Annotated in this window: 18 protein-coding genes and 1 rRNA gene; 17 read left to right on the forward strand and 2 right to left on the reverse strand. The window is 43.8% G+C overall.

All coding sequences use genetic code 11. The features are described 5' to 3' along the window. The first annotated feature begins 1 nt into the window (after window position 1). The 14 genes from rpsK (at window position 2) to ACSVDE_RS18475 (ending at window position 11,650) form a co-directional block, all read left to right on the forward strand. Window positions 2-397: a 30S ribosomal protein S11 gene (rpsK, locus tag ACSVDE_RS18410; RefSeq protein WP_349409142.1), complete on the forward strand. Its 396-nt coding sequence runs from the start codon at window positions 2-4 to the stop codon at window positions 395-397. Window positions 398-577: 180 nt separating this feature from the next. Next, window positions 578-1,522, forward strand: coding sequence for a DNA-directed RNA polymerase subunit alpha (locus ACSVDE_RS18415; RefSeq protein ID WP_226552450.1), 945 nt, complete (start codon window positions 578-580; stop codon window positions 1,520-1,522). A gap of 43 nt (window positions 1,523-1,565) precedes the next feature. Then, window positions 1,566-1,928, forward strand: a complete 363-nt coding sequence (rplQ, locus tag ACSVDE_RS18420) for a 50S ribosomal protein L17 (RefSeq protein ID WP_226552452.1) — start codon at window positions 1,566-1,568, stop codon at window positions 1,926-1,928. A gap of 434 nt (window positions 1,929-2,362) precedes the next feature. Then, complete coding sequence (locus ACSVDE_RS18425) at window positions 2,363-3,202, forward strand: energy-coupling factor ABC transporter ATP-binding protein (protein ID WP_439302392.1); 840 nt, start codon at window positions 2,363-2,365, stop codon at window positions 3,200-3,202. After that, window positions 3,178-4,044: an energy-coupling factor ABC transporter ATP-binding protein gene (locus tag ACSVDE_RS18430; protein ID WP_439302393.1), complete on the forward strand. Its 867-nt coding sequence runs from the start codon at window positions 3,178-3,180 to the stop codon at window positions 4,042-4,044. The genes ACSVDE_RS18425 and ACSVDE_RS18430 overlap by 25 nt, the downstream gene beginning before the upstream one ends. After that, entirely contained in the window at window positions 4,041-4,838 is a 798-nt protein-coding gene (locus ACSVDE_RS18435; RefSeq protein ID WP_439302394.1) for an energy-coupling factor transporter transmembrane component T family protein, read from the forward strand. The genes ACSVDE_RS18430 and ACSVDE_RS18435 overlap by 4 nt, the downstream gene beginning before the upstream one ends. Before the next feature lie 21 nt (window positions 4,839-4,859). Next, window positions 4,860-5,600, forward strand: a complete 741-nt coding sequence (gene truA / locus ACSVDE_RS18440; RefSeq protein ID WP_439302404.1) for a tRNA pseudouridine(38-40) synthase TruA — start codon at window positions 4,860-4,862, stop codon at window positions 5,598-5,600. A gap of 186 nt (window positions 5,601-5,786) precedes the next feature. After that, window positions 5,787-6,209 carry a 50S ribosomal protein L13 gene (gene rplM, locus ACSVDE_RS18445; RefSeq protein ID WP_226552479.1) on the forward strand — a complete coding sequence of 141 codons (423 nt, stop codon included), beginning with the start codon at window positions 5,787-5,789 and terminating at the stop codon, window positions 6,207-6,209. 19 nt (window positions 6,210-6,228) lie between these two features. Further along, on the forward strand, window positions 6,229-6,621 hold the full coding sequence (rpsI, locus tag ACSVDE_RS18450) for a 30S ribosomal protein S9 (RefSeq protein WP_439302395.1): 393 nt from the start codon (window positions 6,229-6,231) through the stop codon (window positions 6,619-6,621). 566 nt (window positions 6,622-7,187) lie between these two features. Further along, window positions 7,188-8,462: an MFS transporter gene (locus ACSVDE_RS18455; protein ID WP_439302396.1), complete on the forward strand. Its 1,275-nt coding sequence runs from the start codon at window positions 7,188-7,190 to the stop codon at window positions 8,460-8,462. Continuing rightward, entirely contained in the window at window positions 8,416-9,036 is a 621-nt protein-coding gene (locus ACSVDE_RS18460; RefSeq protein ID WP_439302397.1) for a TetR family transcriptional regulator, read from the forward strand. The genes ACSVDE_RS18455 and ACSVDE_RS18460 overlap by 47 nt, the downstream gene beginning before the upstream one ends. A 228-nt stretch (window positions 9,037-9,264) precedes the next feature. Beyond that, complete coding sequence (locus tag ACSVDE_RS18465; protein WP_439302398.1) at window positions 9,265-9,702, forward strand: DUF2521 family protein; 438 nt, start codon at window positions 9,265-9,267, stop codon at window positions 9,700-9,702. Between the two features lie 70 nt (window positions 9,703-9,772). Then, a complete protein-coding gene (gene cwlD / locus ACSVDE_RS18470; protein ID WP_439302399.1) occupies window positions 9,773-10,495 on the forward strand; it encodes an N-acetylmuramoyl-L-alanine amidase CwlD in 723 nt (240 codons plus the stop codon). A 123-nt stretch (window positions 10,496-10,618) separates the two neighbouring features. Beyond that, on the forward strand, window positions 10,619-11,650 hold the full coding sequence (locus ACSVDE_RS18475; protein ID WP_439302400.1) for a P-loop NTPase: 1,032 nt from the start codon (window positions 10,619-10,621) through the stop codon (window positions 11,648-11,650). A 40-nt stretch (window positions 11,651-11,690) separates the two neighbouring features. Here ACSVDE_RS18475 and gerD read toward each other — a convergent pair whose 3' ends face one another. Further along, window positions 11,691-12,317 carry a spore germination lipoprotein GerD gene (gene gerD / locus ACSVDE_RS18480; protein WP_439302401.1) on the reverse strand — a complete coding sequence of 209 codons (627 nt, stop codon included), beginning with the start codon at window positions 12,315-12,317 and terminating at the stop codon, window positions 11,691-11,693. Between the two features lie 143 nt (window positions 12,318-12,460). Between gerD and ACSVDE_RS18485 the strand changes: the two genes are divergently transcribed. Further along, on the forward strand, window positions 12,461-13,045 hold the full coding sequence (locus tag ACSVDE_RS18485; RefSeq protein ID WP_439302402.1) for a KinB-signaling pathway activation protein: 585 nt from the start codon (window positions 12,461-12,463) through the stop codon (window positions 13,043-13,045). Between the two features lie 18 nt (window positions 13,046-13,063). Here the strand turns inward: ACSVDE_RS18485 and pdaB are convergent, their stop codons facing one another. After that, window positions 13,064-13,828, reverse strand: coding sequence for a polysaccharide deacetylase family sporulation protein PdaB (gene pdaB / locus ACSVDE_RS18490; protein WP_439302403.1), 765 nt, complete (start codon window positions 13,826-13,828; stop codon window positions 13,064-13,066). Window positions 13,829-13,989: 161 nt separating this feature from the next. On the opposite strand from pdaB, the gene ACSVDE_RS18495 reads away from it, so the two are divergent. Then, window positions 13,990-14,214, forward strand: a complete 225-nt coding sequence (locus tag ACSVDE_RS18495; protein WP_226552480.1) for a hypothetical protein — start codon at window positions 13,990-13,992, stop codon at window positions 14,212-14,214. 237 nt (window positions 14,215-14,451) lie between these two features. Next, window positions 14,452-14,521, forward strand: a 16S ribosomal RNA gene (locus ACSVDE_RS18500); the annotation flags it as partial.

The raw sequence follows: 14,521 nt of genomic DNA on the forward strand, positions 1-14,521 counted from the left end.
AATGGCTAAACAACGTAAAACGAACACTCGTAAGAAAAAAGTGAAAAAGAATATTGAGAGTGGAATAGCTCACATCCGTTCCACTTTCAATAACACGATCGTTACAATCACTGACACTCACGGGAATGCAGTTTCTTGGGCTTCATCCGGCAACCTTGGATTCAAAGGCTCTCGTAAATCCACTCCGTTTGCAGCGCAAATGGCAGCCGAAACAGCTGGGAAAACTGCACAGGAACACGGTATGAAAACCCTCGAAGTTACTGTTAAAGGTCCTGGTGCAGGACGTGAAGCGGCAATCCGTGCACTTCAAGCAGTTGGTCTTGAGGTAACAGCGATCCGTGACGTAACGCCAGTTCCTCATAATGGATGCCGTCCGCCAAAACGTCGTCGTGTATAATACTTGAGGTTTCTTTCCTTAAGTATTACAATTTGGAAACCTGTCTATAATGGTTATGTATGAACAATTTTGATCATTGCATAATAATAGGTTACTGATTAGAAACACCTATTTATGGGACTATCGGTTAGATCGACGGGATCTAGCCGAGGTTCGACGTTTTGAAGGAGGGTTTGTTGAATGATTGAAATCGAAAAGCCAAGAATTGAAACGGTAGAGCTCAGTGACGATGCAACTTATGGGAAATTTGTTGTTGAACCTCTAGAGCGTGGATACGGGATTACGTTAGGCAACTCCTTACGTCGTATTTTGTTGTCTTCCCTTCCAGGGGCGGCAGTAACCTCTGTTCAAATCAACGGAGTGTTGCATGAATTTTCGACCATTGATGGTGTCGTAGAAGATGTAACGACAGTCATCTTAAGCTTGAAAAAGCTTGCGTTGAAGATTTACTCTGAAGAAGAGAAGACCCTTGAGATCGACGTTCAAGGTGATGGTGTCGTAACAGCTGCAGATATTACACACGATAGTGATGTCGAAGTGTTGAACCCTGACCTTCATATTGCTACGTTGTCGAAAGATGCACATCTTCAAATGAAGATTACGGCAGTACGCGGTCGAGGATATGTACCTGCGGAAGGAAACAAAACAGAAGAGCAAGCGATCGGTGTCATTCCGATTGACTCCATCTTCACACCAGTTTCCCGCGTTAACTATCAGGTTGAAAACACCCGTATCGGCCAAGTCACAAACTATGACAAACTAACCCTCGATGTCTGGACAGACGGTAGCATTCGACCTGAAGAAGCTGTTTCGCTTGGAGCTAAAATCGTAACGGAACACTTGAACATTTTCGTAGGATTGACAGATCAAGCTCAAAAAGCTGAAATCATGGTTGAAAAAGAAGAAGACCAAAAAGAGAAAGTACTCGAAATGACGATTGAGGAACTCGATCTTTCGGTTCGCTCTTACAACTGTCTGAAGCGCGCAGGCATCAATACGGTTCAAGAGCTTACTCAAAAGTCTGAAGAAGACATGATGAAAGTTCGTAACCTCGGTAAGAAGTCATTAGAAGAAGTCCAGGAGAAGTTAGAAGAGCTTGGACTTGGTTTACGTAACGAAGAATAAGAACGTAGAGATATAAGAATAACAAAAGAAGGAGGGACCTCTCATGGCTTATCAAAAGTTAGGTCGTGTTTCAGCAGCACGAAAAGCTTTACTCCGTGATCTAGCAACAGACCTTATCATCAACGAACGCATCGAAACTACTGAAGCTAAAGCGAAAGAGCTTCGTTCAGTCGTTGAAAAGATGATTACACTTGGCAAACGTGGTGATCTTCACGCTCGTCGTCAAGCTGCTGCATTCGTACGTAATGAAGTAGCGAACGAAGAGTCTGGTGAAGGTGCTATCCAGAAGTTGTTCACTGACATCGCTTCTCGTTATGAAGAGCGCCAAGGTGGTTATACTCGTATTCAGAAGATTGGTCCTCGCCGCGGCGATGGTGCACCAATGGTTATTATTGAACTTGTTTAATCAACAACAAATTCATGTGCAATAACATCGACGAAAAGGGCGGGACAGAATCTACTTATGATACTGCTTCTATGCCCTTTTTTTCGTACCTTTAAAACATTGAACGAAAAGGTTCGAAAGCGACAAAAGTTCCATTCCGGTCGGCATTCCCTTGCGAAGGCAATGGTGAATGCCTTATTTTCTTTAAGAAAAGCGTATGCGACTAGGAATTGAAGCTTAACAAGCTTGTTGATTTCTAACGAAATTCACGACACTCCTGCGGGAATAGCGAGCCAGGCGAGACCCCACAGCGAACATGGAACAACGGAGCTCCTCGGTGAGCGAGGAGGCTCGCGGTTCGTCCGCGGAAAGGGAGTGTATTTCGAAGAAATCAATGTTTTTGTTAGAGATGAGTGGAGATGTGTCTGGGGCAGGCACAGAGGAGGATTTAGAAAATGAAGGATTTGATTCAGGCTCAAGGTGTGTCCTTTCGATACGATGCAGACGGTCCGTATCGTTTGAAAGACATCGACTTGACGATTCAAAAAGGGGAATGGTTGTCCATCGTGGGCCATAACGGGTCCGGGAAGAGTACATTAGCGAAGCATCTGAACGGGTTATTAACGCCTGTAGAAGGATCTGTAGCTGTGAATGAAAAGACAACCGACCAGGAAGAAAACCTATGGGAGATCCGATCTCAGGTCGGCATGGTATTCCAAAATCCGGACAACCAGTTTGTCGGCACGACAGTCATGGATGACGTGGCTTTTGGATTGGAAAACAACGGTGTTCCTCGAGAAGAGATGGTTGATCGAATTGAAGAAGCACTATCAAAAGTTCAAATGACCGGCTTTGAACAGAAGGAGCCTCATCAGTTGTCTGGCGGGCAAAAGCAACGTGTCGCCATAGCTGGTGTTTTGGCACAGAAGCCATCGGTCATCGTTTTGGATGAAGCTACGAGCATGCTTGATCCAAAAGGTCGAAAAGAAGTGCATGACACGATTCGAGAATTGAACAAAGAAGACGGAATTACGGTCATCGCAATTACGCATGATCTAGAAGAAGCCATCCAGTCGGACCGCATCATCGTGATGAAGCAAGGTGAAATCGTCGCTGAAGGAGCACCGAGAGAGGTTTTCCAAAAAACAGAGGTATTGTTGGATGCTGGACTCGAGCTGCCGTTTTCGCTGAAGATCCGTGAATTGTTGGCAGAGAAGGGTATTGAATTACCGACGGCAACCTTAACACAAACAGAATTGGTGGATGCATTATGGAACTATCGACAAAGCAGTTAGCACATGTGTATAGCGAAGGTACACCGAAAGAGCATCGAGCGATTCATGATGTGTCCATTGATGTACCACCAGGGAGCTTTTATGCGATCATCGGACATACGGGGTCTGGTAAGTCAACCTTCATTCAGCACCTGAACGGGTTGTTGAAGCCCACCTCTGGATCTGTCCATATCGGAAATACGACCATTAAAGCGGATGAAAAACCAAAGAGATTGAAGGAAGTTCGTAAACGAGTCGGTATGGTATTCCAATACCCGGAACATCAACTTTTCGAGGAAACGATCGAAAAGGATATCTGCTTCGGTCCTCGTAACTTCGGAGTAAGTGAGAAGGAAGCGAAAAGAAGAGCGAAAGAAACGCTGCGACTTGTCGGTTTGGATGAAGAATACCTTGAACGATCTCCATTTGAACTGAGTGGAGGGCAAATGCGCCGTGTTGCGATTGCGGGTGTACTTGCGATGAACCCAGAGGTGCTGATACTAGATGAGCCGACAGCAGGGCTTGATCCAAGTGGACAACGAGAGATGATGGATCTGTTCATTTCTTTGCAAAAAGAAAAGGAGATTACAATCATTCTGGTTACGCACAGTATGGAAGATGCGGCCCGATATGCGGATCGAATCTTTGTCATGGCAGATGGAACCTTGTATCTTGAAGGGACTCCAGATCAAATCTTTCGTCAGGAAGACAAGCTGAGCGATGTCGGTCTTGATATTCCGGAGTCGACCCGATTCATCAAAGCGGTACAGGAGCGCTTCGGCACGACACTCGAGGCAGGTTATACCATGGAGGATGCAGTTGAGCTAGTTGACCAACTGTTGAAAGTGAGGTCATCAACATGATGGATAATATCATCATTGGGCAATACATCCCAGGAAAATCTCCTATTCACCGGATGGATCCACGAGCTAAGCTCATAGCAGTCTTTTTCTACGTCATCATCGTCTTTCTTGCGAACAATTGGATCAGTTATGGTGTGCTTGGTGTTTTCACGATTGGGACAGCATTATTATCTCGTGTACCGATTTCTTATATGATCAAAGGCTTAAAGCCGATTTTGTGGATCATTCTTTTTACGATGATCCTGCATTTGTTCATGACGAAAGAGGGACCAGTCTTATATGATCTGGGATGGACGACCATCCATGAAGGCGGCGTCGTACAAGGTGTTTTCATTGCTTTAAGGCTATTATTCTTGATCATTCTTACTTCGTTATTGACGTTGACGACGACGCCGATCGATATTACAGATGGGATTGAAAGTGTCCTGGCACCATTGAAAAAAGTGAAGTTCCCTGTTCATGAGTTCGCCTTGATGATGTCGATCTCACTGCGCTTCATCCCGACGCTACTGCAGGAAACGGAGAAGATCATGAAAGCCCAGACGGCTCGAGGCGCAGAGTTTTCTAGTGGACCGATCAAAGAGAGGGTCAAAGCCTTTGTCCCGCTTCTCGTTCCTTTGTTCGTCAGTGCGTTCAAACGTGCTGAAGATTTGGCGCTCGCGATGGAAGCGAGAGGTTACCGAGGCGGAGAGGGCAGAACGAAGCTTCGGCTTTTACAATGGCAAGGGCTTGATACGTTGGGTCTTGTCGGTGTCGGCTTATTGATTGTTCTTTTATTCATATTAAGGTCTTAGAAGGTGAGCACATTGAAACGGATGAGCGGCATACTCAGTTATGATGGAACAGCATTCTCCGGTTATCAAGTCCAACCGGACCAGCGGACGGTACAGGGGACGTTGGATAAAGTCCTTCAACAGATGCATAAAGGGGAAGCGGTCAAAACGACTGCTTCAGGACGGACGGATACAGGCGTGCATGCCGTCGGTCAGGTGTTCCATTTTGATACGCCGTTAACGATTGCACCGGATGCATGGAAGAGAGCATTGAATACGTTACTGCCTGATGATATTCGACTTGTATCTATGAAAGAGGTAGAACCGGAATTCCACGCACGTTTTGATGTGGTGGCAAAGGAATACCGGTATCGGATCCTGAGGTCAGAAGATGGAGATGTGTTCAAACGCCATCATACGTACCATTTTCCGTATGAGATCGATGTGGAGCGGATGCGTGAAGCAGCTTTGTTTTTATTAGGAGAGCATGACTTTACGTCCTTTTGTTCTGCAAAAACGGAGGTCGTTGATAAAGTACGGATTGTCCACCGGTTGGAAATTAAAGAGACAGACGACGAGCTCGTCGTATCGATAGAGGGGAACGGGTTTCTGTACAATATGGTGCGGATTATCGTCGGGACCTTGCTGGAGATTGGATCATGTAAAAAGAGCCCTGAGGATGTCCCTGAAATGCTCGCAGCGAAGGACCGTGACGTAGCTGGGAAAACCGCACCGGGTCATGGATTGTATCTATGGAAAGTACGTTATGTGAATGATGAATAAAATCAGACAAAATGATAGAGACACACTTGACATCGTTGTCTATTTATTATAAGATATTCTTTGGTATTTCTGAAATCCACTAGCCCCGGATGAAGGAAATCGTCGAATTTTGAAAATCACGAATCGTAATCAAATAGATTGATTTGTAAGTGAACGAAACAGGAGGGAAATAAATTGCGTACCTATATGGCAAAGCCTAAAGAAGTAGAACGTAAATGGTATGTGGTAGACGCTGCTGGTAAAACTCTAGGTCGTCTTTCAAGTGAAGTTGCTTCTATCCTTCGTGGTAAGCACAAGCCAACTTACACACCACATGTTGATACTGGTGATCATGTAATTCTATTGAACGCTAGCAAAATTGAATTGACTGGGAAGAAAATGTCTGACAAGATGTATCACCGTCACACAGGACACCCAGGCGGACTTCGCTCAAGAACAGCTCAGGAAATGCGTGACACGCGTCCTGAACAAATGCTCGAAATCGCGATTAAAGGAATGCTTCCTAAGAACAGCCTTGGTCGTAAGATGGGCAAGAAGCTTCATGTGTATGCTGGTAACGAACATCCACATCAAGCACAAAATCCTGAAAACTACGAACTACGCGGATAAATTATAAGGAGGGTTTAACTTGGCTCAAGTACAATATTACGGAACCGGCCGTCGTAAGCATTCTGTTGCTCGTGTACGCCTTGTACCTGGTGATGGACGTTTCATGGTAAACGGTCGCGAACTTGACGAATTTTTCGGACTTGAAACATTGAAAGTTATTTCAAAACAGCCGTTAGTAGAAACGGAAACAGAAGGAAAGTACGATGTACTTGTTAACGTTGATGGCGGTGGATACACTGGTCAAGCTGGTGCAATCCGTCACGGTGTTGCTCGTGCACTTCTAGAAGTAGATCCTGAGTTCCGTACAACACTTAAGCGTGCTGGATTCCTAACTCGTGACGCACGTATGAAAGAGCGTAAGAAGTACGGACTTAAAGGCGCTCGTCGTGCACCACAATTCTCAAAGCGTTAATTTCATTTATCGCATACAAGACTCTCAACCATTATGGTTGGGGGTCTTTTTTGTTTGTTTAAGGGTGTTATCGTAAACTTTGCTGCTCTTGAAAGTATTTGATTTCCGTTTCAGGTACTCGCTTTCCGCGGGGCGTTCGGTGAGCCCACTCACTTGCACAGGATGTGCTGGCTTCGACGTTCACCACAGGACGTGGTGGGTCTTAGTCGAAGATCCTTTTAAAAATTGAATGGTCTCACCTGTCCCGCTGATCCCGCTGGAGTCTCGCACCTTGCTCTCCAATCAAATGGCACAAGCTGTTTTTTACAAGAATGGTTCAAAAGCAACAATCCTTAAGAAATTAAAAAGAGCATTGTTAAAGACATCTGTGTACCAGGTACGACAATTTCAGCCTTGCGGCACAAGCGGTTTGAATTGGTGCCAGGTACCGTTTGAAACACCTTGTAGCACAAGGGTTCCAAAACAGTACCTGGTACATTTTTGAAAACTAGGGTTGCAAAACGACACTAGTGTCGATATAATAAACAAAAAGACATTAGTGTCGTTTTTATTTGGAGGGTTGTATAATGGATGGTGGTTTAAGAAAGAACAGAGGCTTCATTACTTTGATGTGTGCTCAATTGGTTTCAAGTATCGGTGATTGGTTAAGCATTGTCGCAATTATTACATTGGTTGGGTTGAAGTGGAACGCTTCTCCGATGGAAGTATCATTGATCATTCTTTGCCTAGCTGTACCGATGGCGCTTTTAGGTCCATTCGCGGGTACGATTGCGGATCGATTCAGCCGGAAATCACTGATGATCATATCCGACTTAGTGAGAGCCGTTTTGATTTTGGGATTGGCTTTTGCAACATCAATCTGGATGGTTTACGTATTTTTGTTTGCCATCGGTTTTTTATCAGCTGTTTTTATACCAGCGAAGAATGGGAAGTTGAAAGAACTAGTCCCGGATTCACATATGAAGAGTGCAATGTCCATCACATCCATGATTGACTCAGGAACGAAAGTGTTAGGTCCTTTACTGAGTGGTTTATTGGTTACGGCGTTTGGAACACAACCGGTCTTCTATATCGATTCAGCGACGTTCTTGATTTCCGCCATTCTTATCATCGCCCTACCAAAGACCTTGCATGATCTTGAAGGTAAACAGGAGCTGAACGATGCAAAAGGTCCGTCGTTTAAAGATGAACTACTAGAAGGCCTGACGTTTATGAAAGGGAACCGTTATTTATTGACGGGTATGACGATTCTGGGAATCAGTCTGCTTATCTTACAGCTGTCGGATTCACAGATCATCGTATTGATCAGAGAATTGTCGGTAGCCTCGCCTGATCTATTCGGATTGATTGTCTCCTCAGCAGGGGTCGGCATGTTCATAACAGGGTTCATTTTATCTAAAAAAACAGAGTATAATGCGCTGATTTTAATGTTGGCTGGTGTTTGTGGGATCGGTTTTAGTTTTGGTATGATGGCATTATTGACTGGTGTGGACTTGAGCTTATCCATCATATGGGGACCGATCTTGGGAGTATTTGCAGGATTGACGGCTGGGTTGGTATTCATACCATTCCAGGCAGCCGTGCAAACGGACACTCCAGTCCATATGACGGGAAGAGTGTTTGGAGTCATCAATAGTGTGACGACAACAGCAACGATTGTCGGACCGCTGCTGGGAGGGTGGCTTTCGACGGTCATCGGTGTCATACCGACGTTCATCATTACAAGTTCACTTTTGATGATCATTTCTGTTTTAGGTTTCATATTCAAAAGTACGATAGAGCGGGGGAAGATCAATGTCTCCGAAAGTCAGCAAGGAACACAAGGAGCAACGTCGAGCTAATATCTTGGAAGCAGCTAAGGACGTTTTTATTGAGCATGGTTACGAACAGACAACGATGAAACATATCATGGATGCAGCCAATGTGAGCCGTGGCGGTCTGTATCAGTACTTCACAAATAAAGAAGATGTGTTTGAATCACTTCTTGAAGAAATGTTGGGTGATTCGGTAGAGAAGGCAAAAAAACTTCTTGCCGAAAAAGGTTTATCTCACTGGGAGTTACTACTGACTTGCTTGTTTGGCGAAGACCGAACACCTAATAATAAGATGCATCCCATTTCTGCGACGAGCTTGGAGTTTTTTATAACAGGACGAAAAGATACCAGGAGAAGAGAGTACGGCAAAATGCGCTATTATAACGGAGTGAAGCTCTTTGCAGATATTATCGACGAAGGGAAGGATTGTGGTGAATTTACTACTTCTTTCGAAAGTGAAACCATCGCTCGGACGATCATTTCATATACAGATGGTCTAGCTGTGGATTACGCGATGCTGCCTTCTGAAGATGTGAAATTACGCGAACAATCCGAAGTGTTTATCGAATATCTCAAAGCGATCTTAGGTGTAAAGCAATGAACGCGTACCAGGTACGTTTTCAGAAGCCTTGCCATTGAAGCGTTTCCTATCGGTGCCAGGTACTGATTCAGAACCCTTGTCCAACAAGGGTTCATGAATGGTACCTGGCACTGTTTCTTTTCTTTAGCTTTACTCCCATGGATTCACCTATACATACTTCCTTTTACCAAAGTTGCCATGGTATGTTTCGATACCATGGTCAAACACTATGGTAAAGGAGGCGAAACCATGAATGTAATCACCACTTTTAGAGATAGACAATACAAAAAGCGCGTGACATTCGAACGAAAAGTATTACGTGAACTTTCTTTGAATGGAATCAAGACTGAATTCCAACGGTTATTCTTTCCGTTTTTTCAATATAGCCTTTTGTTTCAAGATGAAATTCAAGATACATGTATCGATATCGCGATCGAGGCGTATCTCCTCGGAGCTGAATACAGCAAGTTCGGTTACCACGGAGAATCGCTGGATAGCATCAAGGAACGAAGTGCAGAGACAGAAAAGCGCTTGGCGGACACGCTGTTCGAATACTGGCAGTTCTGGAGCTATACACCCGACCAAACGCTGGAATCCCTGCATATGTGCTGTGACGCATTTGTACAGCGATGGTGGCGTGAAGGATTTGAGAATGGACAACGTCGTTACCGTATGCGGCTTCATTAATTGACAATGGTATATTTCCTCCACTTGTCCCATACATATATACAAGTATCGGGATGCAGGAGGGAATATGGTGAAGCGGAAAAAGTGGCTGTTATGGGGCTTAATTGGATTTTGTGCTGCGCTCTTATTATATGTCATCAATCAGCAAATCTTATCCAACAATTCTTGGTCCACATGGAATCTTCCGTTAACAGGTAAAATCATCGTATTAGATGCGGGCCATGGAGGTGTTGATGGAGGAGCAGTCGGAGATGGAAATGTTCAAGAAAAGGATGTCGCCTTGAATATTTCACTCAAGTTGAGGGATTACTTACAACAAGCGGGTGCACTCGTCATCATGACACGTGAAACAGATAAAGACCTTGCCAGTGAAGGGACACAAAGAATTCGGCATCGTAAAACGGAAGACTTGCTAAAGAGGACGGAAATCGTCAATACGTCGGATGCGGATATGTATGTGAGCATCCACTTGAATGCCATCCCATCCTCAAGGTGGTACGGTGCGCAAGTGTTTTACAACCCGGCAATGGATGAAAATGAAAATTTAGCGAAGTTCATCCAAGATCAGATTCGTTCCAACCTTGAAAACACAACTCGTAAAGCAAAACCGATCAGTAACATCTACATGGTTCGTAAAGCGGAAGTTCCAGGGGCTCTTGTCGAGGTTGGATTCCTATCAAATCCGAACGAACGAGAATTGTTGAAAACCCAGCTATATCAAACGAAGCTAGCTGCATCGATCTACCAAGGAATCATGAGATATTATACGAACGAACCTGCTCCGAAAGATTAAGGACGGGTTTTCTTTTTTGACGAACACCTGTAACTCCATTTCAATGAGGCAGTACCGTTCAAATACGGGAATCCAGTGTGTTATACTGAATGAAAGCGATTAAAAAGGATGGTGCACGTTTTTATGATGTCAGAAGAACAAGTATTAGAAATACTTAAACCGATACAAGAACCTTTTTTACATAAAAGCATTGTCGATGCTGATAGTGTGAAGGAAATCCGACTGAAAGAAAATTACGTCAGTCTGAAAATCGCAATTGCTCAGATGAATACACCTGAACAAATGCAGCTTCAACACGAAATCGTTAATGCACTGAAGAGTGCTGGTGTGGAATCTGTTGGCTTGCGATTCGAACAACGACAAGATTCACCTAAGCAGAATCCAGTAGGGAATAGTAATACAAGTACGAAGAAAGAAACGACTTTCATTTCTGTTGCTAGTGGTAAGGGTGGAGTCGGAAAGTCGACGGTATCCGTCAACCTGGCGACAAGTCTTGCTCGTGAAGGGAAGAAAGTCGGACTAATTGATGCGGACATCTACGGATTCAGCGTCCCTGATATGATGGGAATTGCGGAACGCCCGAAAGTGGCTGGTGAACAGATCTTCCCTGTGGAACGTTTCGGTGTAAAGGTGATCTCGATGGCCTTCTTCGTAGAGGAGAATGCTCCGGTCATCTGGCGTGGACCGATGCTCGGTAAGATGTTGACCAATTTCTTCAACGATATTGAGTGGGGCGATCTCGACTATATGATTCTCGACCTGCCACCGGGAACAGGAGATGTGGCGCTCGATGTCCATAAGATGTTACCGCAAAGTAAAGAGATCATCGTAACGACTCCTCATCCGACGGCAGCTTTTGTAGCTGCACGTGCTGGAGCGATGGCGCTGAAAACTGATCACGATATTCTTGGAGTCGTCGAAAACATGGCTTATTTCGAAAGTAAGAAGACTGGCGAAAAAGAGTATGTGTTCGGGCAAGGCGGAGCGGATAAGCTGACAGAAGAGCTGCAAACCGAAGTGCTTGGTCGAATTCCATTAGGTCAACCTGAAATGCGTGAAGATGATTTCGCCCCTTCCGTATATCTGGAGGATTCGCAAATCGGTAAGATCTATGGAGACATTGCAAAGAAAGTCATTGAAAAAGTGGAACAATAAGAAAAAGAGGGTGACCTGGTGTCGCCCTCTTTTTGTATGCTTAGCCCTGGCTTTCCTGTGAACCTCCGCCGTCTTCACCGGACTTACCTGACTTTTCATCTTTCTTCATCGATTCCCCGCTCTTGATTTCTTCTTGTACCGTCTTTTTGACCATTTCGGAAATCTGTGCTTTCATCAAAGGACTTTCAAACGTTTCCATCATGACTTTCTTTTGCTGTTCCCTGAACTTTTGAGAGGTGAGCATATCCATGACATCCTTCTCGAGTTCCGGGTCCTTCATCAATTCAATCATCTTTTTGCGGTAGTCCGGATCGTCCATTAATTTCTTCAGCATTTCTTCATTTTGCTTTTCCATACTCTTTGCGAGAGCTTCTGCGGCTTTCGGATCCTTCAACATCTCTTTCCAGAAGTCCTGACCTTTCTTGGATGTCAGGGTTTCTTCAATCGTCTTCTTCACAAAAGGTTGATCCATGACGACTTCTTGTTTTATTTTTTCATCGGTTAACACTTCTTTGATCGCTTTTTTGCCATCATCCGTTTTTAAAAGGTCCACAAGCATTTTCTTCGTTTCCTCGTAAGAACCCTTCTCTTCCGCTGCAGCTGGAGTACAGCCCTGCAAATATATGAAGCCAAACGTTATTATAAGGACGAACATCCAGTTTTTCATCTAGAGTGCCCCTTTCAGTATCAATCTTACCTTTAGCGTTCGAGAAAGTTGTGACAAATATGCGGACTAAATAAAGGAAACTAGCTTTTTTCAAGGTGGATTGGTACAATCGAGACGAGCAAAATTAAAGGGGATCTTCTAACGTGAACATAAAGAAATGGGTTTATTTGTTTTTTACAACATTATTGATAGGAGGAGTCAGTTCCGTTATTGTCGGACTGCTTCTTCGTTGGCAAGATATCGAAAGTGGAGCGAGCTTCTTCGTCATGCTTGCCTGGTTGATGGGATTCGGTTTCATTTTCAGTATCATCAGCCAAATGGGTTATTTCGCTTATTTGACGATTCACCGGTTCGGGCTTGGGATCTTTAAGTCAGTCCAGCTTTGGAACTGGGTTCAAATTTTAGTACTAGCTTTCGTCGTTTTCGATCTATTTTATCTGCGTTATATCGCATTTAAGGATAGTGGCTTACCATTATGGAACTTCATCATTGTACCGATTGCCTTGGTTGCTTTTGGAGCGGTCGTCGCGTATTTGAAAATGAAGGATACGAACAAAGGCGCCTTTATCCCTACATTATTCTTCATGGTAGCCGTTACGACAATTGAATGGATTCCAGTGTTGAAGCAAGGAGATGCGCTTTGGTTATGGCTATCGATCGTACCTTTGTTAGCATGTAACACATGGCAAGTTCTCATTCTACACCGATTGATCAGCAAAAAAAGTTGAGCGCGATGCTCAACTTTTTTATTTGATTTCATTTCTTTTCGTTTCTGTATTGGCGATCATCTCACCGACGGATGTGAACGTGTATCCATCTTTCTTCAATTGCTGGATGATCTGTTCGAGTGCATCACGCGTTTGTTTCACTGAATCAGATGCATGCAGGAGGACGATATCTCCACCTTTTGCCTTGGATAAAACAGATTCCGTGATACGATCTGCACCCGGGTTTTTCCAATCATTCGGATTGATGCTCCACTGAACAATCGTATGGTTCATCTTTTCGGCAACGTCTAGAACGTTCTTGTTGAATTCACCATTTGGTGGTCGCAAGAGATCGGTGGATTGACCGGAAACATCTTTTATAACTTGTTGAGCTCTTGTAATATCTCTTCGGATTTCGCTATCTTCAAGTTCGGTGTAGCTCCTATATCGATACCCGAGACTACCGATTTCATGACCGTTCTTCACGATCTTCTCCACAATGTCAGGATGTCTTTCCGCCCACTCGCCTGATAAAAAGAAAGTCGTATCCTTGATTTTTTCTTCTGCCAAAAGATCAAGGATTTCATGGATGCGTTTTTCGCCCCAACTCACATCAAAAGTTAGTGCAATCTTCTTACCTTTCTTCTCACCCTTATAGATGGCTCGTGGTTCGCCTTCCTTCGTTTTGAACACTTCAAGATCCTGTGCTTCGACAAAAGCAATTAGCGCTGCAAAAAATGAAGCAATGATAATGATAAGATATTGCTTCATCCTTTTACCGTTTATCACCCAAAAAAAGTTCACGATCTTACCTCCTCCGTCGCATAACTTCTCTAATTCCATGTATATGTTGAAAAGGGACAAGATAGACCATAACTTGTCTGGACCTTACGGATCGTATCGCAGAATAGAAAATGGAAAAAGTAGGAATAATGTTAAGAAAACCACTTAAAGGATTTGATTCCATGCTTGGATTTGTCTTGAATGAAAAAGAAGTAAAAGAAATGGAATACCTTTTGAAAAAGGAACTTGAAGAACTGCTACATGATATCGAGGATCACAGAAATGAAGGGATTATTAGGCGTGCCATGGAGGAGAGATATCAGCTCGTCTTTAAAATCTTTCAGCGTTTTTCAAATCCTGCTGATTGTGTGAAGTATATGAGAAATCGTATTTCTAATCATAAGTGAAAAAAGTCATTGACATAACGTTGGTGGCTTGATATTATATTTTCTGTTGCCGCAAAAACGAGTCAAAACGACAAGAAAAAAGTTATTGACATATAGTTTTAGCGGTGTTATATTGATTAGGTCGCTTCAAAACGACAAAGTTCTTTGAAAACTGAACAAAAGCCAAGCGTGAAACGGGTCTTTTTAAAAAGAACCCTGAATCAATTTCGATTTACATTTAATGAGCAATCAAACACTTTATTGGAGAGTTTGATCCTGGCTCAGGACGAACGCTGGCGGCGTGCCTAATACATGCAAGTCGAGCGGA

The organism is Pseudalkalibacillus sp. Hm43 (assembly GCF_051842935.1).
Taxonomy (GTDB): domain Bacteria; phylum Bacillota; class Bacilli; order Bacillales; family Fictibacillaceae; genus Pseudalkalibacillus.